Source organism: Pseudomonas tohonis (assembly GCF_012767755.2).
Taxonomy (GTDB): domain Bacteria; phylum Pseudomonadota; class Gammaproteobacteria; order Pseudomonadales; family Pseudomonadaceae; genus Metapseudomonas; species Metapseudomonas tohonis.
Genome location: NZ_AP023189.1, coordinates 4106011 through 4129949, shown reverse-complemented (window position 1 = coordinate 4129949; position 23939 = coordinate 4106011). Strand labels below are relative to the sequence as shown.

The window sequence follows — 23939 nt, the reverse complement described above, 5'->3', positions numbered from 1 at the left end:
GTCACAGAGCCCTGGCGATCAGCGAGGTGGGCAGCAGGGGCAGCAGGCGTCCGATCAGGGCCCAGGGCCAGCCGGGCACATAGGCGCTGCGGGAGCGTTTCTCGATGTGTCGGGCGATCAGTTCGGCGCCGCGCTCGACGCCGATGAGGAAGGGGCGGGGGCCGGCGTCCTGGTTGATCGGCGTGTCGATGTAGCCGGGCAGGATCAGGGTGGTGGCGATGGGGCTGCGGTGCAGTTCGAGTTCCAGGGATTCCATGTAGCTGATCAGCCCGGCCTTGCTCGCCGAGTAGCCGGCGGTGGCGGGCAGGCCGCGCTTGCCGGCGACCGAGGCGATGGCGACGAGGTGGCCGTGGCCCTGTTCGCGGAACAGTTCGGTGGCGGCATCGAGGCAGGCGATGGCGCCGAGCAGGTTGGTTTCCAGGGTCTGCCTGTAGCGCTCGAAGCGGCCGCTGCCAGCCTTGCCCGCCAGGCCCATGCCGGCGTTGGCGATCAGCCCGTCGAGCCCTCCCAGGGCGTTGCGGGCGAGGCCCACGGCGTCCTGGCAGGCGGCGTAGTCGGTGACGTCCAGCGGCAGCACGGCGATGGTGCGGCCGTACTGGCTGCGCAGTTCATCGGCCAGTTGCTGCAGGGTTTCCTCGCGGCGTGCGGCGAGGGCGAGGTCGTGCCCCTGGCTGGCGAGGCGCCGGGCCAGGGCCATGCCGATGCCGGAGCTGGCACCGGTGAGCAGGTAGCGTCTGGCCTGGCCCATGCTGGCGTTCCTTACTGGCGATAGGACTTGAGGAAGTTGCCGATGCGGCCGATGGCCTGCTCCAGGTCGTCGACGCGGGGCAGGGTGACCACGCGGAAGTGGTCCGGCCACGGCCAGTTGAAGGCGGTGCCCTGGACGATCAGCAGCTTCTCGGAGAGCAGCAGGTCGAGGACGAACTTCTCGTCATTGACGATGGGGCAGACCTTCGGGTCGATGCGCGGGAAGGCGTAGAGCGCGCCCATGGGCTTGACGCAACTGACGCCCGGGATGTCGTTGAGCAGTTCCCAGGTACGGTTGCGCTGTTCCAGCAGGCGGCCGTTGGGCAGCACGAGGTCGTTGATGCTCTGGTAGCCGCCCAGGGCGGTCTGGATCGCATGCTGGCTCGGCACGTTGGCGCACAGGCGCATGTTGGCGAGGATGTCGATGCCTTCGATGTAGCTCTGTGCACGCTGCTTGGGCCCGGAGATGGCGACCCAGCCGGAGCGGAAGCCGGCCACGCGGTAGGACTTGGACAGGCCGTTGAAGGTCAGGCAGAGCACGTCCGGCGCCAGTGAGGCAGTGGAGATGTGCACGGCTTCGTCGTAGAGGATCTTGTCGTAGATCTCGTCGGAGAACAGCACCAGGTTGTGCTGGCGGGCCAGCTCGACCATCCCCTCCAGCAGTTCCCTGGAGTACACGGCGCCGGTGGGGTTGTTCGGGTTGATGATCACCATGGCCTTGGTGTTGGGGGTGATCTTGGCCTTGATGTCTTCAAGGTCGGGGAACCAGTCGGCCTGCTCGTCGCACAGGTAGTGCACCGGCTTGCCGCCGGCCAGGCTCACGGCGGCGGTCCACAGCGGGTAGTCGGGGGCCGGGATCAGCACCTCGTCACCGTTGTTGAGCAGCGCCTGCATGCACATGACGATCAGCTCGGACACGCCGTTGCCGAGGTAGATGTCCTCGATGCCGATGCCTTCCACCTGCTTCTGCTGGTAGTACTGCATCACCGCCTTGCGCGCGCTGAACAGCCCCTTGGAGTCGCTGTAGCCCTGGGCGGTCGGCAGGTTGCGGATCACGTCCTGGAGGATTTCCTCGGGGGCTTCGAAACCGAACGGCGCCGGGTTGCCGATGTTCAGCTTGAGGATGCGGTGGCCTTCCTCTTCCAGGCGTTTGGCGTGCTTGAGCACGGGCCCGCGGATGTCGTAGCAGACGTTGGCGAGCTTGTTCGATTTGCTGACCTGCATGGTGGTTCGTGTCCCGATCTGAGGAAACTGCGCCTTGGCAGCCTGTAACGCCGCTGCCAGACTGGCGTCTAAAGCCACGCATGATACGTGCGGCCCGATGACCGGAAAAGGTACTGGTCGGGCTTTTTTCCGTAGCCGAGGTGACCCATGGAAAAGCTGGACAAACCCCTTGAATCCTGGCGTGAAGAGCTGAGCGAAGCCCAGTTCCACGTCTGTCGCCTGGGGGGCACCGAACGTCCCTTCACCGGTGAGTACAACGGCACCAAGACGCCGGGCATCTACCATTGCTCCTGCTGCGGCGCGGCGCTGTTCGACTCCGATGCCAAGTATGATTCCGGCAGCGGCTGGCCGAGTTATTTCCAGCCGGTGGACGGCAGTGCGATCGAGGAGAAGGAGGACTTCAGCCACGGCATGCATCGCATCGAGGTGCGCTGCGCCCGTTGCGAAGCGCACCTGGGCCATGTGTTCCCGGATGGCCCGCGCCCGACCGGCCTGCGCTACTGCATCAATTCGGTGTCGCTGAAGCTGGTTCCTCGCGAAGGCTGATCGAAGGGGCCCGCCCGATGCGCGGGCCTTTTTTGCCGTATTTAAATTGCGCACAATTCAATTGCGAGCTATTTTTATCGCCGTCATCCCCCTCCAACTGCAGGTACACCATATGAGCGCGAAGCTTTTCGATATCCCCGTCACCACCATCAAGGGCGAGCAGAAGACGCTGGCCGATTTCGGCGGCAAGGCCGTGCTGGTGGTCAATACCGCGAGCAAGTGCGGCTTCACCCCGCAGTACAAGGGCCTGGAGAGCATCTGGCAGCAGTACAGGGACAAGGGCCTGGTGGTGCTCGGCTTCCCCTGCAACCAGTTCGGCAAGCAGGAGCCGGGTGACGAAGGCGCCATCTCCGAATTCTGCGAGCTGAACTTCGGCGTCAGCTTCCCGCTGTTCAAGAAGATCGACGTCAACGGCGCCGACGCCCACCCGCTCTATGTCGAGCTGAAGAACCGCGCGCCCGGCCTCCTGGGCAGCAAGGGCATCAAGTGGAACTTCACCAAGTTCCTGATCGACGGCGAAGGCCGCCAGGTGAAGCGCTTCGCGCCGACCACCAAGCCGGAAGAGCTCACCGCCGAGATCGAAGCGCTGCTGAAATGACCCTGCCCGAATCGCCCGAAGCCGACCTGCTGCTGGATAACCAGCTGTGCTTCAAGCTCTACGCCGCCTCGCGCGCCGTGATCCGCGGCTACCGGCCCCTGCTCGAACAGCTGGGCCTGACCTACCCGCAGTACCTGGTCATGCTGGTGCTCTGGGAGTGGCACGCCACGCCGCCCGAGCAGCCCACGGTGAAGGCCCTGGGCGAGCGTCTGATGCTGGACTCCGGCACCCTGACACCGCTGCTCAAGCGCCTCGAGCAGCTCGGCCACGTGCTGCGCCGTCGTGCGGCCCATGACGAGCGCGAGGTGCACCTGGGGTTGAGCGAGTCCGGCGTCGCCCTGCGCGAGCAGCTGCCGGCGCTGCGCGCGGAGCTGATCTGCAGCAGCGGCCTGGACCTCAACGAGATGGTGGAGCTGCGCAGCCGGTTGTCCGAACTGCTCGGGCGCTTCACTGGGTTGGCTGGGTAGCCGGCAGCCAGTTGTCCAGCAGGGCGACCAGCTCTTCCCGGCGGAAGGGCTTGGCCAGGTAGTCGTCCATGCCGGCGGCGCGGCAACGTTCGCGTTCGTCCGGCAGGGCGTTGGCGGTCAGCGCGACGATGGGCAGGCCTGGCCAGTTGCCGCTCTGGCGGATGCGCCGGGTGGCCTCGTAGCCGTCCATGATCGGCATGTTGCAGTCCATCAGCACCAGGTCCACGGGTTCTTCGGCGAGCATCTGCAGGGCCTCGCCCCCGTGGGCGGCGATCAACACCTCGCAACCCAGCTTGCCGAGCATGCCCTTGGCCACCAGCTGGTTCACCGCATTGTCTTCCACCAGCAGCACGCGGGCCGAGCGCGCCAGGCGCTGCTTGGGTGTCGGCGTGGGGGCGGGTTCGTCCGGCTGGGCCTGCAGGCTGCGGCGCAGCGCCTGGTAGAGCGCCGAGCGGGCCAGCGGTCGGGCCAACTGCTGCAGGGGTGCGAGCGGGGCGGCCTGTTCGCCCTGGATGAAGTTGCCGTAGCCGGTGATCAGCAGGATCGGCGCCGTGCTTTCGCCGCGCAGGCGCTGCAGGTGTTCCGGCGAGTCGGTGATCACCTGGTCGAACACCTGGCCCGCCAGGCTGGTGTCGACGTCGCGTCGCTGGTAGTTGATGCCCCAGGCCGGCAGCCAGGTCTTCAGCAGTTCGGCCAGGCCGCTGCCTGCGGCGCACAGGGCGATGACGCGCCCCTGCAGCGCCGGTGCCGGCGTGGCATCGGCATGGCTGGCCAGCGGCAACTCGGCACTGAACAGGCTGCCGATGCCTTCTTCCGAGCGCACGTGCAGCTTGCCGTTCATGGCTTCGCAGAGGCGCCGGGTGAGGGCGAGGCCGAGCCCGGTGCCGCCGAACTGGCGGGTGATGCCGGCGCCAGCCTGGGCGAAGGGCTGGAACAGCTTGGGCATGGCCTCGCTGGAGATGCCGATGCCGGTGTCGCGCACGCTGACGGTCACGCCCTCGGCCGTGGGCGTGACGCGCAGGTCGACGCGGCCGAAGCGGGTGAACTTGAGGGCGTTGGACAGCAGGTTGCTGACGATCTGCCGGACCCGCGTCGGGTCGCCGACCACCAGCGAAGGCATGCGCGGGTCGATCAGGCAGCTCAGTTCCACACCGGGCGCGGCGTTCTGCGAGAGCAGGCTGGCGGTGTCTTCCACCAGCACGCCGAGGTCGAAGGGGATGGCCTCCAGCTCCAGTTGGCCGGCCTCGAACTTGGACAGGTCGAGAATGTCGTTGAGCAGCTCGACCAGCACGTTGCCCGAGTCGTGGGCGATGGTCAGCTGCTGGCGCTGCTCGGGGTTCAGGGGGCTGTCCAGGGTCAGCGAGAGCATGCCGAGCAGGCCGTTGAGCGGAGTGCGGATCTCGTGGCTCATGTTGGCCAGGAAGGCGGCTCGGGCCTGGGCGGTTTCAATGGCGTGGGTGCGGGCCATGTCCAGTTCCTGGTTGGACTGGCTGAGGCGGCTGTTGGTGGCTTTCAGCTCGGCGGTACGCGCCGAGACGATGTTCTCCAGCTCGGCGAGGTACTGGGTCAGCCGATCCTCGGCATCGCGGCGCTGTTCCATCTCGGCGAAGAGGTTGGCCAACTGGCGGTTGATCACATCCACCAGCACGCCGATCTCGTCCTGTTCATGGCCGGGGGGGCAGGGCAGGCGGTTATCCACCGGGTTGCGCGAGTCGCCTTCGCTGAGGGCGCGGATCAGGCCCACCAGGGGCTTGGTGAGCATGCTGTAGAAAAGCACCAGGAGGATCAGCGACAGCAACAGGCTGCGAACGAAGCCCGACAGCAGGGTGAGCATGGAGCGGCGCAGGAAATGGTTGCCGAAGGCGAAGGTGTCCACCTCCAGGCGCAGCAGGCCGAGGGTCTCCGAGGGGGCGTGGGCGATGTACAGCGGGTCCTGGAAGTCGCGACGCTCGCCGAACAGGAAGTCGCTGAAGATGCGGTAGTCGCTCTCGGTGCGCGGGCGGTTGACGCTGGCGAGCACGGTGCCGCTGTTGTCGATGATCTCGGCGCGGATCACCGCCGGGGAGCGCAGCAGGCCGAGCACCAGTTCCTGGGCCAGTTCGGCGTCGATGTTGTAGGCGATGCGGGCAGCGGGGTTGTGGCTGATTTCCAGCAGGGCATTGATCTCGCGCTCCAGCGAGGCGTTCTCGCTGGCGTAGTCGATGCCGACCTGGATGATGCTGAGGAGTGTCCCGAGTACGAACGCCACCAGCACGGTGATGCTGGCCTGCTTGAAAGACAGGCGTTGGGTCAGCGGGATATCCATGGGCGAGAAGATTTGGCCTTGTTCCGTGGGCTTGCCAAGCATAGCCTATCCCACCTGCCGACAGCCCGGCTCTCCGAGCTGAATCAAGGAGTTTATTGTGGATTCCCGTTTGAATGCCTTCCTCGAACGCGCCGATGCCGTGCTCGCGCGCCTGGAGCCCCTGCTGCCCGCCCTGCGCCCCGAGATCGACTGGAGCGACTGCCTCGCTGCGCGCTGGCACCGCGAGGGGCGCGGCGGCTACCTGCAGCCGCTGGAAGTCAGCCTCGACCTCAACCTCACCGACCTGATCGGCGTCGATGCACAGCGTGAGCAGCTGGCGCGCAATACCCGCCAGTTCGTCGATGGCCTGCCCGCCAACCATGCGCTGCTGTGGGGCGCCCGGGGCACCGGCAAGTCATCCCTGGTGCGCGCGCTGCTGGCCGCCCACGCGGGCGTCGGCCTGCGCCTGATCGAGATCGAGCGCGATCATCTCGCCGACCTGCCGCGCATAGTGGAGCTGGTGGCCAAGCTGCCGCAGCGCTTCGTGATGTTCTGCGACGACCTCTCCTTCGAGTCCGGTGAGGGTGATTACCGCGTACTCAAGAGCGTGCTCGACGGCTCCCTCGAGCGCGCACCGGACAACGTGCTGCTCTACGCCACCTCCAACCGCCGCCACCTGGTGCCGGAGAAGGAGAGCGACAACGAGCACTGGCAGATGGTCGACGGCGAGCTGCACCCCAACGAGGCGGTGGAAGACAAGATCGCCCTGTCCGACCGCTTCGGCCTCTGGCTGTCCTTCTATCCCTTCACCCAGGAGCACTTCCTCGCCGTGGTGCGCCACTGGATCGAGTCCCTGGCCCCCGCCGGGCTGGCCTGGGAGTGGAACGAGGAGCTGGAGAAGGCGGCCATCCGCTGGGCCCTCGGACGCGGCAACCGCAATGGTCGTTGCGCCTATCAATTCGCCCGCCAATGGGTTGGCCGGGCGCTGCTGGAGACTTCCCCATGATCGACCTGCAACAAGCCGGTGCCGGCCTGGAGGGCTACGCCCTGCTGGCGGCCCAACTGGAGTCGCTGCTCGCCGACGAGCGCGACTTCATCGCCAATGCCTCGCAGTTTTCCGCCTTCCTCTATAACGAGCTGCCCGAACTGAACTGGGCCGGCTTCTACCTCAACAAGCAGGAAGAGCTGGTACTCGGCCCCTTCCAGGGCAAGGTCGCCTGCGTGCGCATCCCCTTCACCCGGGGCGTCTGCGGCGCCGCGGCACGCACCCGCGAGACCCAGCGTGTCGAGGACGTGCATGCCTTCCCCGGCCACATTGCCTGCGACAGCGCGTCCAACAGCGAGCTGGTGGTGCCCCTGGTGAAGGACGGCAGGCTGATCGGCGTGCTCGACCTCGACAGCCCGAGCGTCGGTCGCTTCAGCGAGGCGGACCAGGCCGGCATCGAGAACCTGGCGGCGATCTTCCTGCGCCTGACCGACTGCTGATCGGTTGCGCCATGAAAAAGCCCGGCAAGTGCCGGGCTTTTTCGTTTCTGCGGGGCAGGGCAGTCAGGCCGCGCCGCTGAGCTTGGCCAGGGTGCGCTGCTCGCCGGGCAGAACCGTCTGCACCGACTCCCGCGCGCGGATGCGCTGGTAGTGCGCCGCCAGGGCCGGCCAGCGGCCGCTATCCAGCAGCTCGGTGCCGTGCTCCATGTTGATCAGCTGGCAGCACAGGGCCAGGTCCGCCAGGGTCAGCTCGGCGCCAACGAAGAACTCGGCGTCGCCCAGCGTCCTTTCCAGGTAATCGAAATGCTGCGGCAGCTTGTCCTGCAGCGCCGCCTGCACGGCCGCCTCGTCACAGGGCTGGCCCATGGTCGGCTTGAGCGCGCGGTTGCGGAACACGCAGAAGGTGGTCAGCGGTGCCAGCTCGTAATCGGCGTACTTCTCCAGCCAGCGCACCCGGGCGCGCTGCTCGGCGTCGCGGCCATAGAGCGGCGGCAGGTCGGCGTGCTTGTCCTCCAGGTACTGGCAGATGACGCTGGAGTCGGCGAGGGTGAAGTCACCGTCGCGCATCGCCGGGATGCGTCCCAGCGGGTTCAGCTCGCGGTACCAGGCGGGCTGGCCGAAGGGCGTGATGATCTCGAGCTGGTAGTCGATGCCCTTTTCCAGGAGGAAGAGGCGCACCTTGCGCACGAAGGGGGAGAGCGGGGCGCCGTAGAGGGTGATGCTCATCGTGGGGGTCCTTGTCTGAGCGGAGCCTGTCAGTCGTAGATGTTCTTCTTCTTCCAGGTGTCTTCATCGTCCAGGGATTTCAGCGCTTCGCCGAGCTCGCTGGGTTCGTCGGCGGCCGGCTGCTTGTCCAGGGCCAGGGCATTGGCGCGGGCCAACTGGTTCTGCAACTGCTGCAGCTGGGTCTGGTAGCGGGCGGGTTCCGGCTGCTTCTGCAGGTACTGCACGCCGCGCTCGAAGGCCAGGCGTGCCTGGCGTGGCTGGCCTTCCTGCAGGGCCTGGAGGCCGAGATTGGTGAAGAACTCGATATGCAGCTGCACCAGCATCCCGCGGATCTCGTTGACCCAGCGCTTGGCATCGTTCACCGGCATGAACCCGTCCTTGGCGGAGCGGGTCAGCTGGCCGTGCAGGGTTTCCAGCTGGAAGCGGATTTCCTTGGCCTGGGCTTCGTTGGCGATCTTCAGGGGCGCGTTGCGGATCGGCATCGCCTCGCCCTGGGCAACCAGGCCGCGCAATTCCTCGGCCTTGACCTTGAGCTGCGCATTGCTCTTGTCCAGCGGCAGCAGGCGTTCGCAGAACAGCAGTTGCAGGCGGGTGAGCTGCAGTTTCAGTTCAGGCGTCATGAACTGGCCGGGCAGGCTGTCGGAGAGGGCGCTGGTACGGCGCAGCCTGTCGTTGAGGTCGGCGCGCAGGCGCGCTTTCTCCAACTTGCTGTTCTCGACCATGTGGTTGGCGTAGCCGATGATCAGCAGTACGACCAGGCCGGCTATCACCATCAGGGTGATCACGAGTGGCGACATCTTTATACAGCTCCCGTGTGCGTTTTCTGCGGGAGTGTAGAGGGTTGGCCACCCTGCTGATAGCTCCGTCTCAGTTTTTGACCTGAACCCTTTGATTTTAAAAGTTTTTTGCCGAAGGGTTGACGGGTGCTAAAACGCTCCCTAGAATGCGCGCCACTTCGACGCGAAGCCTGAGGGCAAAAGCGACGAAGGCCGGAAGAAAGCGTTAAAGCTGTTGTAAGCTCCGGGCCGCGTCCCCTTCGTCTAGTGGCCTAGGACACCGCCCTTTCACGGCGGTAACAGGGGTTCGAGTCCCCTAGGGGACGCCATTTTCTGGCTGTATGTAGTTGTATTGCGGGAATAGCTCAGTTGGTAGAGCACGACCTTGCCAAGGTCGGGGTCGCGAGTTCGAGTCTCGTTTCCCGCTCCAGATTTTCAAGCAATGCTTGTCCAGTGTTGTTTGTCCCCTTCGTCTAGTGGCCTAGGACACCGCCCTTTCACGGCGGTAACAGGGGTTCGAGTCCCCTAGGGGACGCCAGTTTCACGCGGGAATAGCTCAGTTGGTAGAGCACGACCTTGCCAAGGTCGGGGTCGCGAGTTCGAGTCTCGTTTCCCGCTCCAGTTTCACAAGCGATGCTTGCCAGGTTTTACCTGTCCCCTTCGTCTAGTGGCCTAGGACACCGCCCTTTCACGGCGGTAACAGGGGTTCGAGTCCCCTAGGGGACGCCAGTTTCACGCGGGAATAGCTCAGTTGGTAGAGCACGACCTTGCCAAGGTCGGGGTCGCGAGTTCGAGTCTCGTTTCCCGCTCCAGTTAAACGAAAACGCCGCTCATTCGAGCGGCGTTTTCGTTTGTGCGTCTTTTGCCCTCAGAGCCCGGCAGCCACCTTGGCGCGGGCTTCTTCGGGCAGCCAGTTCTTCCAGACATCGGGATGGGCGCGCAGGTAGTCACGCGCAGCGTCGCGGGGTGGCTGGCGTTTCTCGCTCATGGTTGCCAGTGCCTGGTTCAGGCCGTCGATGGGCAGGTCCACCTTGGCGAACATCTCCACCAGGTGCGGGTAGCGCTGGCGGAAGGGGGCGGATACGCCGATCGCCAGGCGCGCCGGCAGCGAGCGGGTGCCGCGTGGGTTGGGGTGGCTGGCGTCGGCCAGGGTCTTCCAGGCTTCGGCGTCGAAGGGTGGCTCCTCCAGCTTGATCAGCTTGTAGCGGCCCAGCAGGGGCGTCGGCGACCAGTAGTAGAACAGCACCGGCTGGCCACGGCGGATGGCGGAGACGATTTCCGCGTCCAGGGCCGCTCCGGAGCCGGTGCGGAAGTTCACGTAGCTGCCTTCGAGCCCATAGGCCTTGAGCTTCTGGCTGTTGACGCCTTCGGAGGTCCAGCCGGTGGGGCTGTTGAGGAAGCGCCCCTTGTCCGGCGCTTCCGGGTCGCGGAACACCGCCTTGTAGCGCGCCAGGTCCTGCACCGAGCGCAGCTCCGGCGCCACCGCCTTGATTCCGCGCTCGGCGTCACCTTCGATCACATAGGCCGGTACCCACCAGCCTTCGTCGGCGTTCTTGACGATATCGCCCAGGGCGAACACCTTGCCTTCCTGCTCCGCCTTGATCCACACCGGGCTGCGCCCCGGCCATTCCTCGGCGATGACCTGGATGTCGTCCTGGGCCAGCGCGGCTTCCAGGCTGACGGTGCTGCCGGGCAGGGTGTCCGTCGGATGGCCGTAGCCCTTCTCGACCACCAGCCGGAGGATCTCGGTGATCAGGCTGCCGCTTTCCCACGTCAGGTCGCCGAAGTGAATCGGCTCGCGCGGGTCCGCCGTTGCGCCCTGGGCCAGCAACGCGCCGGCGAGCAGGGCGCCGCCCAGCAGGTGCTTGATCGATCGCATGGGTTTCTCCAATCGCTTGCGGGGGCGCATCGCCCGCCGCTACGGGAACGAAGGTTAGACGGCCCGGGCCATGGGCGCCTGCGCGGCTTTCGTCATGTAACGGTCACCTCCTCGACATGAATCGGTCGTCATGGGGCCCTAGTCTTGCGCCTACACATCGTGCTCCTGATTCACTTGCGGCCGCCTTCGGGCGGCCTTTTCTTTGCCTGTCAGCTGCCGAGCAAGGCTTCGGCCAGGCGGGCAGCGGGCGGTGTCAGGGCATCGAAGCGCCGTGCGCAGAGGTGCAACTGGCGGGTGGCCCAGGCATCGGCCAGGGGCAGGGCGCGCAGCGCATGGCGATCTCGGGCGCGGTACAGGGTGGCCTCGGGCACCAGGGCGATGCCCACGCCACGGGCCACCAGGTTCAGCACTGCGTCGAAATCGCTGACCCGCAGGCGCAGCTCCAGGTGGCGACCGGCTTCCAGGGCCTTGCCGGCGATGTGCTGCTGCAGCGGGTTGTCCCGGCCCAGGCCAATGAAGGCGCGGTCCAGCAACTGCTCGAAGTGCAGCGGCTGGCCGTCATCGAGGCTCGCGTCGTCCAGGCGCGTCACCAGCAGCAGGCGGTCGATGCGCAAGGGGCGCGCTTCCAGGGCGGCCAGGTCGGTGTTGTCCGCCAGGACCCCGAGGTCCGCCTGGCCCCGGCTGAGCGCTTCGACGATGGCGTGGCTGGGCCTTTCCTCGATATCCAGGTCGATCTGCGGGTGCGCCAACAGGAAGTCACCCAGCACGCCGGGCAGGTGCTCGGCCAGGGCGGCGGTATTACCCAGCAGCCGGACCCGTGCGCGCAGGCCGCTGGCGAAATCGCCCAGCTCATCGGCCATCAGTTCCAGCTGGTGCGTCACCGCGCGGGCGTGATGGGCGAGGGCGTGCCCGGCCGGCGTGGGACTGACCCCATGGCGCTGGCGTTCGAACAGCGGTGTGCCGAGGCTTTCCTCCAGCCCCTTGAGGCGCGCACTGGCCGATGCCAGGGCCAGGTGGCTGCGTTCGGCGCCGCGGGTGATGCTGCCGGCGTCGAGGATGTCGAGGAACAGCTTCAGGTCGATCAGGTCGTAGCGCATCGTGCTCTTCCAGGCTTCGTCCAGGGCGTAGCCTGGGCTCGGGAATCACAGATTCCGCCCTGGCGCGGGATCGCGCAAGGTGGCGCCATCCTCCTTGTCGGTATCCACCATGCTGCTGCTCTTCTCCTCCCTGGTTTTCCTGCTCGCCGGCCTGGTCAAGGGCGTGCTCGGCATGGGCCTGCCCACCGTGGCGATGGGCCTGCTGGCGGTGGCGATGACGCCCGGCGAGGCTTCGGCGTTGCTGCTCGTGCCTTCGCTTATGACCAACCTCTGGCAACTGTTCGGCGGGCCGGGGCTGCTGCCGCTGCTGCGTCGCCTGTGGCCGCTGCTGCTGGCGCTGGCCCTGGGCACCCTGGTGACCACGCGCTGGCTGGTCGAATCGGCCAGCCCCTGGATTCCCGTCGCGCTCGGCGCCTGCCTGCTGGTCTATGGCGGGCTCGGGCTGTTGTCCTTTCGTGCGCGGGCACCGCAGCGGCGGGAGGGCGCCTGGTCGGCGCTGGTGGGGCTGCTCACCGGGCTGGTGACGGGCCTTACCGGCGTCTTCGTGGTCCCCGCCGTGCCTTACCTGCAGGCGTTGGGCCTGCCTCGCGAGATGCTGATCCAGGCGCTCGGCCTGTCCTTCACCGTCGCCACCCTGGCGTTGGGCCTGGGCCTGTTCATCCACGGTGGCAGCCAGAGCCTGGACCTCGGCCTCACCTGGCTGATGCTGCTGCCGGCCCTGCTGGGCCTGGAAATCGGCCGGCGCATCCGCAGGCGCCTGAGCGAGGCCGTGTTCCGCCGGCTGTTCTTCCTCGGCCTGCTGGCCCTGGGGGCGCACTCGCTGTTGCACGGGGTGTTGCTTCTGGCCGGGTGAATCGCCGGGGCGTTATGCTCGGCACCTCCCGTCCCCCGAGTTCCCTCCATGCTCCATAGCCGACAGGCCTGTCTCGGCCGCCTGGAAGTCGCCAGCAACAGCGGCACCGGCCACGCCTTCGCCAAGCACAGCCATGACGAGTGCGTCATCGGCGTGAATCGGGTGGGCGAGGAGCAGGTGTGGCTGGATCGGCGCAGCTTCCGTGCCGGTGCGGGCGACATCACCCTCTACAACCCCGGGCAGATCCAGGGCGGCGGGGTGAAGGAGGGCGAGCCCTGGCGCTATGTCGGCCTCTACGTGACCGCCGAGCAGCTGGCCGATGACCTGGGCCTGGCACGGGTGGAATTCCACCGCGCCTGCATCCACCAGCCCGATCTGGCCGCCAGCCTGGCCGATGCGGTGGAGCGGGCGCTGGGCGGCGACGCCCTGGTGCGCGAGCGCGCGGAGGAACGCCTCCTGCTGTGGCTCGGGCAACTGGTGCAGCGCAGCGCCGGGCCCCTGCCGGATACGGCGGCGGTAGGCGTGGGGTCGATGACGCGGGTGCAGGAGTTGCTGGCCGAGCGGCTGCAGGACAGCCCGAGTCTCGATGAGCTGGCCGCCGAGCTGGGCTTGTGCAAGTTCCACCTGTTGCGCGCCTTCCAGAAGCACACCGGCCTCAGCCCCCGGCAATGGGCCATGCAGTTGCGCACCCGTCGCGCCCGCGGGTTGCTGCGTGCCGGCTGGTCGGCCACCGATACGGCCCATGCCCTGGGCTTCGCCGACCAGAGCCACCTCAATCGCCACTTCCGTGCCGCCTATGGCATCACCCCCGGCGAGCTGAAGCGCCTGTTCAACGCCTGAGTGCAATCCTGTTCAAGTCCGCCGGCGGGGCCGGGGGCAGAATGCGCCCATCCATCTCGTTCACCGCTCGAGGTTCCCATGCTCCTGCTGTTCTGTTCGGCCTTCGCCTTCGGCGTGGTCTTCTGCCTGTCTCCCGGCGCCGTGCTCGCCGAAACCCTGCGTCGCGGCCTGCTGCACGGCTTCCGCCCGGCGCTGCTGGTGCAGTTCGGTTCCCTGGTGGGGGATGCGGTCTGGGCGGTGCTGGGCCTCGCGGGCCTGACCCTGTTGCTCGGCCAGGAGCAGGTGCGCGTGCCGTTGACCCTGGCCTGCGCGGCCTACCTGGCCTGGCTCGGGCTGCGCAGCCTGCGCGATGCCTGGCAGCTGCCGGAGGAGGGGGACGCCACCGAGCACGAGGGGCGCGGAGCGCTGCTCACCGGCGCGGCGATCTCGCTGACCAACCCGAAGAACATCGTCTACTGGGGTGCCCTGGGCACGGCGATGGCGGGAATGATCGGCGGTGCGCCGGACATGGCCCAGACCGGCGTGTTCTTCGCCGGCTTCATGACGGCCTCGCTGGCCTGCTGCTTCCTCTGCGCGGCGCTGGTGGACTGGCTGCGGCGCAACAGCTCGCCGACCTGGCACCGGGTCAGCCACGGGTTGTGCGGGGTGTTGCTGCTGGTGATGGCGGCGCTGGCCCTGCGCGGGCTGGCCTGAAGAGGCGCGGGCCCGGATGGGCCCGCGTCGGGAGGGGTCAGAGCACCCGGCCGCGGCACTCGCCGAAGCCGATGCGCACACGGCCTTCGCCTTCGCACCAGGCGCGCAGGATCACCTCGTCACCGCTTTCCAGGAAGGTGCGCTGCTCGCCGCTGGCCAGCGACAACGGCTGCTTGCCGCCGAAGGTGCTCTCCAGCAGGCTGCCGAAGGCGTCGGCCTCGGGGCCGGACAGGGTGCCGGAGCCGAACAGGTCGCCCGGCTGCAGCTTGCAGCCGCCCACCGCGTGGTGCGCCACCAGTTGGGCCACGGTCCAGTACATGTGCTGGGTGTTGCTCAGGGCCAGGCGCTGCGGCTGCTGGCCGCGTTCGCGCATGGCGGCGGTCTGCAGCAGCACTTCCAGCTTGATGTCGAAGGCGCCACGGGCCTGGTCGTTGGCGTCCAGCAGGTAGGGCAGCGGTTGCGGGTCGCCTTCCGGGCGCGCGGGCTGGGCGGTGCGGAAGGGCTCCAGGGCCTCGGCCGTCACCACCCAGGGCGAGACCGAGGTCGCGAAGTTCTTCGCCAGGAAGGGGCCCAGCGGCTGGTATTCCCAGGCCTGCAGGTCGCGTGCGGACCAGTCGTTGAGCAGGCAGTAGCCGGCGATGTGCTGCTCCGCCTCGCCGATGGCGATGGCCTCGCCCATGGCGTTGCCCCGGCCGATCCAGATGCCCAGCTCCAGTTCGTAGTCCAGGCGCTTGCTCGGGCCGAAGTTCGGTACTTCGGCGCCCGGCGGCAGGGTCTGGCCATTGGGGCGGTGCACCGGGGTGCCGGAGATGCACACGGTGGACGCGCGGCCGTGATAGCCGATGGGCACGTACTTGTAGTTGGGCAGCAGCGGGTTGTCCGGGCGGAACAGGCGCCCGACGTTGTTGGCGTGGTGGATGCCCACGTAGAAGTCGGTGTAGTCGCCGATGCGTGCCGGCAGGTGCAGCTGGCAGTCGACGGCGGCCGGCAGCAGTTCGGCACCGAGGGCTTCGAGGCGCGCCTGGGCGGGGCTGCCTTCGGCGAGCAGCTCCTGCAGCTGGCGGCGCAGGGCGCGGCGGGCGTTGGCGCCGAGGGCGAAGAAGGCGTTGAGGTCTTCCCCGGCGGCGACGCGCGCGGCGTCCGCCGCTTCACCTTCGAACAGGCCGGTGGTGGTGGCGACCTTGAGGTCGAGGATCTGCTCGCCGATGGCCACGCCACCGCGCGGGGTGCCGCCCACCGGGCTGAAGATGCCAAGGGGCAGGTTCTGCAGGGGGAAGTCGGGGTGGCCGTTGGCGGAGGCTATCCAGCTGCGGCGTTGGTCTATCTGGGTCATCGGTCAGTTCCTGCCATTGAAGGTCTTGGCCATGCCGTTCCAGCAGGCATCGTAGTCGTTCTGCAGCTGCGGGCATTCCAGGGCGTAGCGGCTCGGTCGCAGCACGCGGCCGGTTTCGAACATGAACGCCATGGTGTGATCGAGCTTGTGCGGCTTGAGTTCCGCGTTGATGGCGGCGGTGGTGCTGGCGTTGTCCGGGCCGTGGGCGCTCATGCAGTTGTGCAGCGAGGCGCCGCCAGGGGTGAAGCCGCCGGCCTTGGCGTCGTAGGCGCCCTGGATCAGGCCCATGAACTCGTTCATCAGGTTGCGGTGGAACCACGGCGGGCGGAAGGTCTTCTCGGCCACCATCCAGCGCGGCGGGAAGATCACGAAGTCGACGTTGGCCATGCCGGGGGTGTCGCTGGGCGAGGTCAGCACGGTGAAGATCGACGGGTCCGGGTGGTCGTAGCTGACCGTGCCGATGGTATTGAACAGGCGCAGGTCGTACTTGTAGGGCACGTTGTTGCCATGCCAGGCGACCACGTCCAGGGGCGAGTGGTCCAGTTCGGTGGCCCAGAGCTCGCCGAGGAACTTCTGCACCAGGGTCACGGGGGTGTCGATATCCTCGAAATGCGCCACCGGGGCGAGGAAGTCACGCGGGTTGGCCAGGCCGTTGCTGCCGATGGGGCCGAGGTCGGGGATGCGCAGCGCGACGCCATGGTTCTCGCAGATGTAGCCCCTGGCACTCTCGTCCAGGAGCTCGACGCGAAACTTCATGCCACGCGGGATCACCGCGATCTCCAGGGGCTCCACGTCCAGCAGGCCCAGCTCGGTGGCCAGGCGCAGGCGGCCCTGTTCGGGGACGATCAGCCATTCACCATCGGCGTTGAAGAACACGCGTTGCATCGAAGTGTTGGCGCGGTAGATGTGCACGCTGACGCCGGACGCCTGTTCGGGGTCGGCGGTGGCGGCGATGGTCAGCAGGCCGTCGATGAAATCGGTGCGCTCGGTGGGGATGTCGTGGGCATCCCAGCGCAGGCGGTTGGGGTCGATCGGGCCCAGCTGGCGGCCGGGGATCTGCCGCTCCAGGCGCTGGAAGCGTGGGTGCGCGGCGGATGGGCGGATGCGGTACAGCCAGGTGCGGCGGGCCTCGGCGCGGGGCACGGTGAAGGCGGTGCCGGAAAACTGCTCGGCATAGAGCCCGTAGGGCGCGCGCTGGGGTGAGTTCTGCCCGGCGGGCAGGGCGCCCGGCAGCGCTTCGCTGGTGAACTGGTTGTCGAAGCCGGACTGGTAGGCGAGGGGCAGTGAGGAGCTCATGAGAACCTCTGTGTTTTTTGTAATTGAATTACGGATAACGTAATTTGAAAGCCTGAGGGGGTCAAGCTATAACAGCGCCTCCATTGCCAACCGAGGTAGTAGATGGCCATCCAACGGGACGATGCCGAGGCGCCCAAGCGGCAGAAGGTGCAGGCGGCTGAAGTCGGCACCGACATTCTCAAGGGGCTCGCCGAACTGGCGCCGGCCACTTCCCTGTCACGCCTGGCGGAGCATGTCGGCATGCCGGCGGCCAAGGTCCACCGCTACCTGCAGGCGCTGATCGCCAGCGGCTTCGCCGAACAGGACGCCGCCACCAACCACTACGGCCTGGGGCGTGAGGCGCTGTTCGTCGGCCTCGCCGCCATCGGCCGGCTCGATGTGGTGCGGGCCGCCACGCCGCAGCTGTCGGAGCTGCGCGATGCGCTCAACGAAACCTGCTTCCTCGCCGTCTGGGGCAACAAGGGGCCGACCGTGGTGCATGTCGAGCAACCGCTGCGCGCGGTGACCCTGGTCACCCGCGTGGGTTCGGTGCTGCCGTTGCTGGGCTCCTCCACCGGCCTGGTGTTCGCCAGCTACCTGCCTGACGCCGAGACGGCGCCGCTGCGCGAGGAGGAGGCCGGCCTGCCCGGCGTGCCCGACGCCAAGGCGCTGCGCAAGCAGATCGCCGAGATCCGCGCCGGCGGCCTGCACCACGTGCATGGGCTGCTGATGCCGGGGGTGAACGCGCTCTCCGCGCCGGTTTTCGCGGTGGGCGAGCAGATCGCCGGGGTGATCACCGTGGTCGGTGCCGCCAGTGGCTTCCAGGCCGAAACCAGCGGCCGTGCGGCGCAGCTGCTGAAGCAGGCGGCCGAATCCATCACCGCCCGCATGGCGGGTGTTCGTCCGGCCTGACCGTGGCCTGATCAGCGTGTTCGTCGTACAGGGTGGGAGCGAATTCATTCGCGATGCTCTTCGCTTCTGAAGCCGTCTCCAGGTGCTGGATGGCAGCCCATGAAAAAGCCCGCTGATGCGGGCTTTTTCGTTGCGGCGATGACTCACTCGGTGGCGAGCACGCCCCGGCGGATCTGGTCGCGTTCGATGGATTCGAACAGCGCCTTGAAGTTGCCTTCGCCGAAGCCATCGTCGCCCTTGCGCTGGATGAACTCGAAGAACACCGGGCCCATCAGGGTCTCCGAGAAGATCTGCAGCAGCAGGCGGCGGTCGTTCGCATCGGCGGAGCCGTCGAGCAGGATGCCGCGGCTCTGCAGCTGCTCCACCGGCTCGCCATGGTTGGGGATGCGCCCTTCGAGCATCTCGTAGTAGGTGGTCGGCGGCGCGGTCATGAAGCGCATGCCCAGGGCCTTGAGCGCGTCCCAGGTCTTGACCAGGTCATCGGTGAGGAAGGCCACGTGCTGGATGCCCTCGCCGTTGAACTGCATGAGGAACTCCTCGATCTGCCCGGCGCCCTTGGAAGACTCCTCGTTGAGCGGGATGCGGATCATGCCGTCCGGCGCGGTCATGGCCTTGGAGGTCAGGCCGGTGTACTCGCCCTTGATGTCGAAGTAGCGGATCTCGCGGAAGTTGAACAGCTTCTCGTAGAAGTCCGCCCAGTACGCCATGCGGCCGCGGTACACGTTGTGGGTCAGGTGGTCGATGATCTTCAGCCCCGCGCCCTTGGGGTTGCGGTCCACGCCTTCGATGAACTCGAAGTCGATGTCGTAGATGGACGAGCCCTCGCCGAAGCGGTCGATCAGGTACAGCGGCGCGCCGCCGATGCCCTTGATCGCCGTCAGGCGCAATTCCATCGGGCCGGTGGGGATCTCGATCGGCTGGGCGCCCAGCTCCAGGGCACGGGCGTAGGCCTGGTGCGCGTTCTTCACGCGGAAGGCCATGCCGCATACGGACGGGCCGTGTTCGGCGGCGAAATAGGACGCGAGGCTCTTGGGCTCGTTGTTGAGGATCAGGTTGATCTCGCCCTGGCGATACAGGTGCACGTCCTTGGAGCGGTGGGTGGCCACCTTGGTGAAGCCCATGCTGGCGAAGATCGGTTCCAGCAGGTTCGGCACGGGCGATGCCAGCTCGATGAATTCGAAGCCCATCAGGCCCATGGGGTTTTCAAAGATGTCGGCCATGTTCTGGCTCCTTGCAGTGGCGCGCGGCGGCGCCTGAATCGGATGAAAGTCGGTATGGCGGCGATTCAGGCGCGCGATGGCGGCGCGCAGGAGACTCCGCGCACGCTGCGGGCGAGAAAATCGCCGATGGTGACTTTGAAACCGAGGGTCTGCATGTGCGCTCCTCAGGCCGGCTTGTCGGCCTGGGCGTCCGGGTGGGCGGTGCGGAAGGCCGGGTGTTCAAGGGCCAGGCGCTCGACCCTGAGAATACGCGGGTAGCTCGCCAGGTCCACGGCAAAGCGTCGGGCGGCGTAGAGCTGGGGCAGCAGGTAGACGTCCGCCAGGCCCGGCTGGGCGCCGAAGCAGAAGCCGTCGTCGCCGATCAGTGCTTCGACGGCGGCCAGGCCTTCGCTGATCCAGTGGCCGATCCAGGCGTTCACGCCGTCCTCGTCGGTGCCCATCTTGCGCAGGCGGTTGAGCACCGCGACGTTGTGCAGCGGGTGGATGTCGCAGCCGATCAGCGCGGCGACCTGGCGCTGGCGTGCGCGCTGCAGCGCATCGCCCGGCAGCAGGGGCGGCTGCGGGTGGGTTTCTTCGAGGTATTCGATGATGGCGGGTGACTGGATCAGCACCTCGCCGGAGTCGGTGCGCAGGGCGGGGACGCGGCCCTGGGGGTTGATCGCGCGGTAGGCCGGCTGATGGTGCTCGCCGCCGTCGCGGATCAGGTTGACCGGTACGTGCCGGACCTCCAGCCCCTTCAGCGCGAGCGCGATGCGCACGCGGTAGGACGACGTGGAGCGGTAGTAGGTGTACAGGTCCATGGCAGGCACTCGCAGGGCAGCGCGTCGGTCGGCAGGCTCACCGCTGACGCTGTTGTTTTCATAATCTATTTACACTCTGCGTAATTTTTGACGCTGCGGCAAGCCCGACGTTCGAATAATCCGCCCGCCCGGGGCATCCGCACGTTCGAGTCCCCGGGCGGGCGGGATGTTCCGCCGCCGGTCAGCGACAGGGCGCCTGCCCCGTGCGCGGGCCTGCGGGGCCGAGCGCCGTCGGCCTGTGCCGGGGCGCGGCGGCTGTCATTCCGGCTGGTAGTCCAGGGAGCGTCGGGACGACTCCGGCAGTGCCAGGCCACCTGCCAGCGCCAGCAGCGCAATGGCGATCAGGTAGAGGGCCGGTGACAGGCGGTCGCCGGTCTGCTCGATCAGCCAGGTCGCCACCAGCGGTGCGGTGCCCCCGAAGACCGTGTACGCCAGGTTGTAGGTAAATGCCGAGGCGGTGTAGCGCACCTGCGTCGGGAACTGTTCGGACAGCAGCACGGCCGTCACCACGCCACAGACCACCGCACCCACCGCCAGCAGCATCGCCCCCAGCGCCGCGGCCAGGAGGCTGCCCGACGCTGCCAGCACGAAGGCGGGGTAGACCGCGATGATCAGGCAGGCGCACCCCGTGACGATGGTGCGCCGACGCCCGACCCAGTCCGAATAGCGCCCTACCAGCGGGCACAGCAAGGCGGCGAACAGCAAGGCCATCAGGCTGGCGAGCAGGGCGGTCGGCCGCGAGGCACCGCCGACCACCTGCATGTAGGTGGTGAGGTAGGTGGTGAACGTATAGAACGACAGCGCGGTGGCGGAGATGAAGGCCGACAGGCAGAGAATCGTGCGGCCGTGCCCCTGCAGGGTTTCCTTCAGCGGCGAGTGGGCGGCCTGCGGGGCTGCCGCCAGGGCACGGAACGCCGGCGACTCGTCCAGGTGCAGGCGCATGTACAGGCCGATCAGCCCCAGGGGCGCCGCGACCAGGAAGGGCACGCGCCAGCCCCAGCCCTGCATCTGGGCCTCGGACAGGAGCAGCCCCATGCCGAACACGATGCCGGCGGCGGCGGCAAAGGCCATGAACGTCGACACCGGGACGAAGCTGCCATAGCGGGCCTTCTGCTCGGGAGGCGCGTGCTCCATGACGAACGCGCAGGCGCCGGCGTACTCCCCGCCGGCGGAAAAGCCCTGGATGCAGCGGGCCAGGGCCAGCAGCAGCGGGGCGAGCAGGCCGATGGACGCATAGGTCGGCAAGAGGCCGATCAGGGTGGTGGCCGCGGCCATCAGCAACACCGTGATGGCCAGGATGCGCTTGCGCCCGACCTTGTCCCCGAGGATGCCGAAGACGATCCCGCCCAGCGGGCGCAGGGCGAATGACACGGCAAACACGGCGAAGGTCTGCAGCAGCGCGAGGGAGGCATTGCCCGGTGGGAAGAACAGGCTGGCGATGGTCACCGCGAGGAAGCCGTACACGGCAAAGTCGAACCATTCGACGAAGTTGCCGATGGCCGAGGCGGCGATGACCTTGCGCAAGGTCGCCGGATCGACGGGCGAGGTGGCGTGGGAAATATCCTGGATGGTCATGGTCGCTCCGAGCCTTCCGATGGTCACGGACGCATCGGGCCTGGGCCTTTGCGTCCCCCTGACGGCAACCTACCGGGCCTGCCCGTGGCATTAGCCCCCGGATGCGACCCTCAACCAGCCGGCAGCGACGCCGACACGACTCGTCAAACTCCCGCAGGTAGCGCAGCGCACCCTCGTGCAGGGGTGCGCCGGCATATCCATGGCGGGTGTCGGTGCATGTGGCGGAAAGGCTCAGGCACCGCCCCGGAAGCAGGAGACGCCCCAGGCGGTGAGCTTGAAGGGCAGGTGGTAGTGCTGCCCCGTATCGGCGATGCCGAAGCGGTAGACGAGCAGGTCGAGGAAGGCCGGCTCGGGTAGGACCATGCCCTGGGCGCGGTAGAAGTCCGCCACCCTCAGGCTGACTTCGTAGACGCCCGCGCTGCAGCGCCCGGCTTCGTCGGCCAGCCCGGCGAGCAGGCCGTCCGCGCCGATGCGCCCGGCGTGGATCAGCTCGCGACGCTCGCCTTCCAGGCGCTCCACCCGCAGCTCCAGCCCGTCGGCGACGCAGCCACGGGCGACGTCGACGACATGGATGGAGAGGCCCTTCACGTCCAGAAGCCCTCGTGGGGGACCGCCGCTTCACGTTCCAGCATCGGCCCCAGCACCGTGACCTGGCGCTGGCCACGGGCGAACACCTCGCGGCAGGGCAGGGAGAAGGTCGGGTTCTCCGGGTGGGCCCCGGTCAGCCCCAGCAGCGCATGTTCCGAGAGGGCGTAGACCACCCGGCCGACGCCGGTCCAGTACACCGCGCCGGCGCACATGCAGCAGGGCTCGGCACTGGTGTAGAGGGTGCATCCGGCCAGGGCCTCCGGGCCCAGCAGGCGCGCGGCTTCGGCCACCGCCAGCAGTTCGGCGTGCTGGGTCGGGTCGCCTTCCGGGGGCATCGAGTTGTTGCCGGCACGGGCGATCACCTTGCCGTCGCGGTCGGCCACCAGGGCGGCGAAGGGGTGGCGGCCGCGCTGGCGCGATTCCCGGGAAAGGCGGATGGACTCGCGCAGCAGCTCCAGATCGAGCTCGGTGACCCCGGCAGGGACCAGTTGGGTGAAGGTCATGGGTGACTCCTTGGCAGTGGGTGCGCAGGGCGCGGGAAATCAGTCGGCGAGGTCGGCCGCGCCTTGGGCGTGCGGCTCGCTGCGCTCGCGACCGTTGAGCAGCAGGTTGAGAACGATGGCGGTGATGGCGCCGAGGAAGATGCCGCTCTCCAGCACCAGCTTCAGGGCGCCGTGGGCATGGGCGAAGAGGGCGGGGAAGGACATCGGCAGCACGCCGACGCTCACCGAGACGGCGACCACGATGGCGTTGCGCGTGCCTTCGAAGCGCACCCGCGACAGCTCCTGGATGCCCGCCACGGTGGTCATGCCGAACATCACGATGGCGCCGCCGCCGAGCACCGGCGTCGGCACTGCGGCGATCAGCGCACCGAGCTTGGGGAACAGCCCCATCGCCACCATGATCCCGCCGGCCGCGGCCACCACGAAGCGGCTCTTGACCTGTGACAGGGCGATCAGCCCGGTGTTCTGGGTGAAGGCGTTGTAGGGAAAACTGTTGAACAGCCCGCCGATGACCGTCGACAGGCCGTCCGCACGGAAGGCGTTGCCCAGGGTGCGTGCATCGATCGTCCTGCCGGTGAGCTGGCCGATGGCGAGGCAGTTGCCGGTGGTCTCGGCCATGATCACCAGCATCGCCAGGGTCATGATCAGGATCGGCGTCAGCGAGAACTGCGGCACGCCGAAGGCCATGGGGGCGGAGAGCTCGAACCAGGCCGCCTCGCCGACACGGCTGAAGTCGGTCATGCCGCATGCCGCCGCCAGCAGGCTGCCCAGCAGCAGGCCGATGAGCACCGCGAGGTTGCCGATGAAGCCGGAAAAGCGCGCGTACACCACCAGGGTGATGGCCACCGTGGCCAGGCCCAGCAGCAGGTTGGCCGGGGCGCCGAAGTCCGCCGCGCCGGGGTTGCCGCCGCCGAGCCAGATGGCGGCGGCAGGCATCAGCGAGATGCCGATGATGGTGATCAGGCTGCCGATCACCACCGGTGGGAAGAAGCGCAGCAGGCGGCTGAACACCGGCGCCAGGGCGATGGTGATGGCACCGGCGGCGATCACCGCGCCGAACACCTGGGCCAGGCCGTACTCCTTGCCGATCATGATCATCGGCGCCAGGGCGATGAACGAGCAGGCCTGCACCAGCGGCAGGCGCGCGCCGAACTTCCAGAAGCCCAGGGTCTGGACCAGCGTGGCGATGCCGGAGGTGAGCAGGTTGGCATTGATCAGCAGGACGATCTGCGCATGGCTCAGGCCCAGGGCGCTGCCGAGGATCAGCGGCACCGCCACGGCGCCGGCATAGAGCACCAGCACGTGTTGCAGGCCATAGGTGAGGAGCTGTCGCACAGGCAGAAGCTGGTCGACGGGATGGGGCGTGGGGCGGGTCATGGGGGTGTTCTCCTGAAGGTGCAACGTTTCTTGTTATGGGATTCGGGTTGCCCAGCGTTTCGAGGAGGCAGTGCTGGCTCGCCCGCATCTTCAGGGGCTTGATGGCGATGGTTCAAATGAATAACCATCGCCTTCATCGAT

General features: G+C 67.6%; 24 protein-coding genes and 6 tRNA genes. 15 read left to right on the top strand and 15 right to left on the bottom strand.

What is annotated here, in order from left to right; translation table 11 throughout:
• Window position 1: 1 nt before the first annotated feature.
• Both HSX14_RS18655 and HSX14_RS18650 read right to left on the bottom strand, forming a co-directional pair.
• Complete coding sequence (locus tag HSX14_RS18655; protein ID WP_173178231.1) at window positions 2-748, bottom strand: SDR family NAD(P)-dependent oxidoreductase; 747 nt, start codon at window positions 746-748, stop codon at window positions 2-4.
• Between the two features lie 11 nt (window positions 749-759).
• Window positions 760-1971: a pyridoxal phosphate-dependent aminotransferase gene (locus tag HSX14_RS18650; RefSeq protein WP_173178230.1), complete on the bottom strand. Its 1212-nt coding sequence runs from the start codon at window positions 1969-1971 to the stop codon at window positions 760-762.
• 147 nt (window positions 1972-2118) lie between these two features.
• Between HSX14_RS18650 and msrB the strand changes: the two genes are divergently transcribed.
• The 3 genes from msrB to HSX14_RS18635 all read left to right on the top strand — a co-directional run bounded on the left by msrB (window position 2119) and on the right by HSX14_RS18635 (window position 3582).
• Window positions 2119-2517, top strand: a complete 399-nt coding sequence (gene msrB / locus HSX14_RS18645; RefSeq protein ID WP_173178229.1) for a peptide-methionine (R)-S-oxide reductase MsrB — start codon at window positions 2119-2121, stop codon at window positions 2515-2517.
• Window positions 2518-2629: 112 nt separating this feature from the next.
• Window positions 2630-3115 (top strand): glutathione peroxidase, encoded by a 486-nt coding sequence (locus tag HSX14_RS18640; RefSeq protein ID WP_173178228.1) that lies wholly within the window; start codon window positions 2630-2632, stop codon window positions 3113-3115.
• The gene (locus HSX14_RS18635) at window positions 3112-3582 is read left to right on the top strand and encodes a MarR family winged helix-turn-helix transcriptional regulator (protein WP_173178227.1); all 471 of its coding nucleotides are present in this window, start codon (window positions 3112-3114) and stop codon (window positions 3580-3582) included. Before HSX14_RS18640 ends, HSX14_RS18635 begins: the two co-directional genes overlap by 4 nt.
• Here HSX14_RS18635 and HSX14_RS18630 read toward each other — a convergent pair.
• Window positions 3563-5887, bottom strand: coding sequence for an ATP-binding protein (locus tag HSX14_RS18630; RefSeq protein WP_173178226.1), 2325 nt, complete (start codon window positions 5885-5887; stop codon window positions 3563-3565). The genes HSX14_RS18635 and HSX14_RS18630 overlap by 20 nt on opposite strands.
• 97 nt (window positions 5888-5984) lie before the next feature.
• On the opposite strand from HSX14_RS18630, the gene HSX14_RS18625 reads away from it, so the two are divergent.
• Both HSX14_RS18625 and HSX14_RS18620 read left to right on the top strand, forming a co-directional pair.
• On the top strand, window positions 5985-6872 hold the full coding sequence (locus HSX14_RS18625; protein WP_173178225.1) for an ATP-binding protein: 888 nt from the start codon (window positions 5985-5987) through the stop codon (window positions 6870-6872).
• Window positions 6869-7351, top strand: coding sequence for a GAF domain-containing protein (locus HSX14_RS18620; RefSeq protein WP_173178224.1), 483 nt, complete (start codon window positions 6869-6871; stop codon window positions 7349-7351). Before HSX14_RS18625 ends, HSX14_RS18620 begins: the two co-directional genes overlap by 4 nt.
• A gap of 63 nt (window positions 7352-7414) precedes the next feature.
• Here HSX14_RS18620 and HSX14_RS18615 read toward each other — a convergent pair whose 3' ends face one another.
• Window positions 7415-8077: a glutathione S-transferase family protein gene (locus HSX14_RS18615; RefSeq protein WP_173178223.1), complete on the bottom strand. Its 663-nt coding sequence runs from the start codon at window positions 8075-8077 to the stop codon at window positions 7415-7417.
• A 29-nt stretch (window positions 8078-8106) separates the two neighbouring features.
• Window positions 8107-8874 carry a hypothetical protein gene (locus HSX14_RS18610; RefSeq protein ID WP_173178222.1) on the bottom strand — a complete coding sequence of 256 codons (768 nt, stop codon included), beginning with the start codon at window positions 8872-8874 and terminating at the stop codon, window positions 8107-8109.
• A gap of 232 nt (window positions 8875-9106) precedes the next feature.
• On the opposite strand from HSX14_RS18610, the gene HSX14_RS18605 reads away from it, so the two are divergent.
• The 6 genes from HSX14_RS18605 to HSX14_RS18580 all read left to right on the top strand — a co-directional run bounded on the left by HSX14_RS18605 (window position 9107) and on the right by HSX14_RS18580 (window position 9665).
• A tRNA-Glu gene (locus HSX14_RS18605) sits at window positions 9107-9182 on the top strand.
• Between the two features lie 25 nt (window positions 9183-9207).
• Window positions 9208-9283, top strand: a tRNA-Gly gene (locus HSX14_RS18600).
• A gap of 32 nt (window positions 9284-9315) precedes the next feature.
• Window positions 9316-9391: transfer RNA gene (locus HSX14_RS18595), tRNA-Glu, on the top strand.
• 7 nt (window positions 9392-9398) lie between these two features.
• A tRNA-Gly gene (locus HSX14_RS18590) sits at window positions 9399-9474 on the top strand.
• A 32-nt stretch (window positions 9475-9506) separates the two neighbouring features.
• Window positions 9507-9582 (top strand) — tRNA-Glu (locus tag HSX14_RS18585).
• 7 nt (window positions 9583-9589) lie between these two features.
• Window positions 9590-9665: transfer RNA gene (locus tag HSX14_RS18580), tRNA-Gly, on the top strand.
• Between the two features lie 56 nt (window positions 9666-9721).
• Here the strand turns inward: HSX14_RS18580 and HSX14_RS18575 are convergent.
• Window positions 9722-10732, bottom strand: a complete 1011-nt coding sequence (locus HSX14_RS18575; RefSeq protein ID WP_173180271.1) for an ABC transporter substrate-binding protein — start codon at window positions 10730-10732, stop codon at window positions 9722-9724.
• A gap of 209 nt (window positions 10733-10941) precedes the next feature.
• A complete protein-coding gene (locus HSX14_RS18570; protein ID WP_173180270.1) occupies window positions 10942-11829 on the bottom strand; it encodes a LysR substrate-binding domain-containing protein in 888 nt (295 codons plus the stop codon).
• Between the two features lie 109 nt (window positions 11830-11938).
• Here HSX14_RS18570 and HSX14_RS18565 point away from each other — a divergent pair, with 109 nt between their 5' ends.
• From HSX14_RS18565 to HSX14_RS18555, 3 genes are all read left to right on the top strand, one after another.
• Entirely contained in the window at window positions 11939-12682 is a 744-nt protein-coding gene (locus HSX14_RS18565) for a sulfite exporter TauE/SafE family protein (protein WP_197970234.1), read from the top strand.
• A 48-nt stretch (window positions 12683-12730) separates the two neighbouring features.
• Window positions 12731-13522 (top strand): AraC family transcriptional regulator, encoded by a 792-nt coding sequence (locus HSX14_RS18560; RefSeq protein ID WP_173180268.1) that lies wholly within the window; start codon window positions 12731-12733, stop codon window positions 13520-13522.
• A 78-nt stretch (window positions 13523-13600) separates the two neighbouring features.
• Window positions 13601-14215 carry a LysE family transporter gene (locus HSX14_RS18555; RefSeq protein ID WP_173180267.1) on the top strand — a complete coding sequence of 205 codons (615 nt, stop codon included), beginning with the start codon at window positions 13601-13603 and terminating at the stop codon, window positions 14213-14215.
• A gap of 37 nt (window positions 14216-14252) precedes the next feature.
• Here HSX14_RS18555 and fahA read toward each other — a convergent pair whose 3' ends face one another.
• Window positions 14253-15548, bottom strand: a complete 1296-nt coding sequence (fahA, locus tag HSX14_RS18550) for a fumarylacetoacetase (protein WP_173180266.1) — start codon at window positions 15546-15548, stop codon at window positions 14253-14255.
• Window positions 15549-15551: 3 nt separating this feature from the next.
• Window positions 15552-16844: a homogentisate 1,2-dioxygenase gene (hmgA, locus tag HSX14_RS18545; protein ID WP_173180265.1), complete on the bottom strand. Its 1293-nt coding sequence runs from the start codon at window positions 16842-16844 to the stop codon at window positions 15552-15554.
• A gap of 102 nt (window positions 16845-16946) precedes the next feature.
• Between hmgA and HSX14_RS18540 the strand changes: the two genes are divergently transcribed.
• Entirely contained in the window at window positions 16947-17735 is a 789-nt protein-coding gene (locus HSX14_RS18540; RefSeq protein WP_173180264.1) for an IclR family transcriptional regulator, read from the top strand.
• 143 nt (window positions 17736-17878) lie between these two features.
• On the opposite strand, the gene hppD is transcribed toward HSX14_RS18540, so the two are convergent.
• The 6 genes from hppD to HSX14_RS18510 form a co-directional block, all read right to left on the bottom strand.
• A complete protein-coding gene (hppD, locus tag HSX14_RS18535) occupies window positions 17879-18955 on the bottom strand; it encodes a 4-hydroxyphenylpyruvate dioxygenase (protein WP_173180263.1) in 1077 nt (358 codons plus the stop codon).
• A gap of 164 nt (window positions 18956-19119) precedes the next feature.
• Complete coding sequence (maiA, locus tag HSX14_RS18530; protein WP_173180262.1) at window positions 19120-19755, bottom strand: maleylacetoacetate isomerase; 636 nt, start codon at window positions 19753-19755, stop codon at window positions 19120-19122.
• 258 nt (window positions 19756-20013) lie between these two features.
• On the bottom strand, window positions 20014-21330 hold the full coding sequence (locus tag HSX14_RS18525; protein WP_173180261.1) for an MFS transporter: 1317 nt from the start codon (window positions 21328-21330) through the stop codon (window positions 20014-20016).
• Between the two features lie 231 nt (window positions 21331-21561).
• Entirely contained in the window at window positions 21562-21918 is a 357-nt protein-coding gene (locus HSX14_RS18520; RefSeq protein ID WP_173180260.1) for a hydroxyisourate hydrolase, read from the bottom strand.
• Window positions 21915-22421 (bottom strand): nucleoside deaminase, encoded by a 507-nt coding sequence (locus HSX14_RS18515; RefSeq protein WP_173180259.1) that lies wholly within the window; start codon window positions 22419-22421, stop codon window positions 21915-21917. Before HSX14_RS18515 ends, HSX14_RS18520 begins: the two co-directional genes overlap by 4 nt.
• 39 nt (window positions 22422-22460) lie before the next feature.
• Window positions 22461-23798, bottom strand: a complete 1338-nt coding sequence (locus HSX14_RS18510) for a nucleobase:cation symporter-2 family protein (RefSeq protein ID WP_173180258.1) — start codon at window positions 23796-23798, stop codon at window positions 22461-22463.
• Between the last annotated feature and the right edge of the window lie 141 nt (window positions 23799-23939).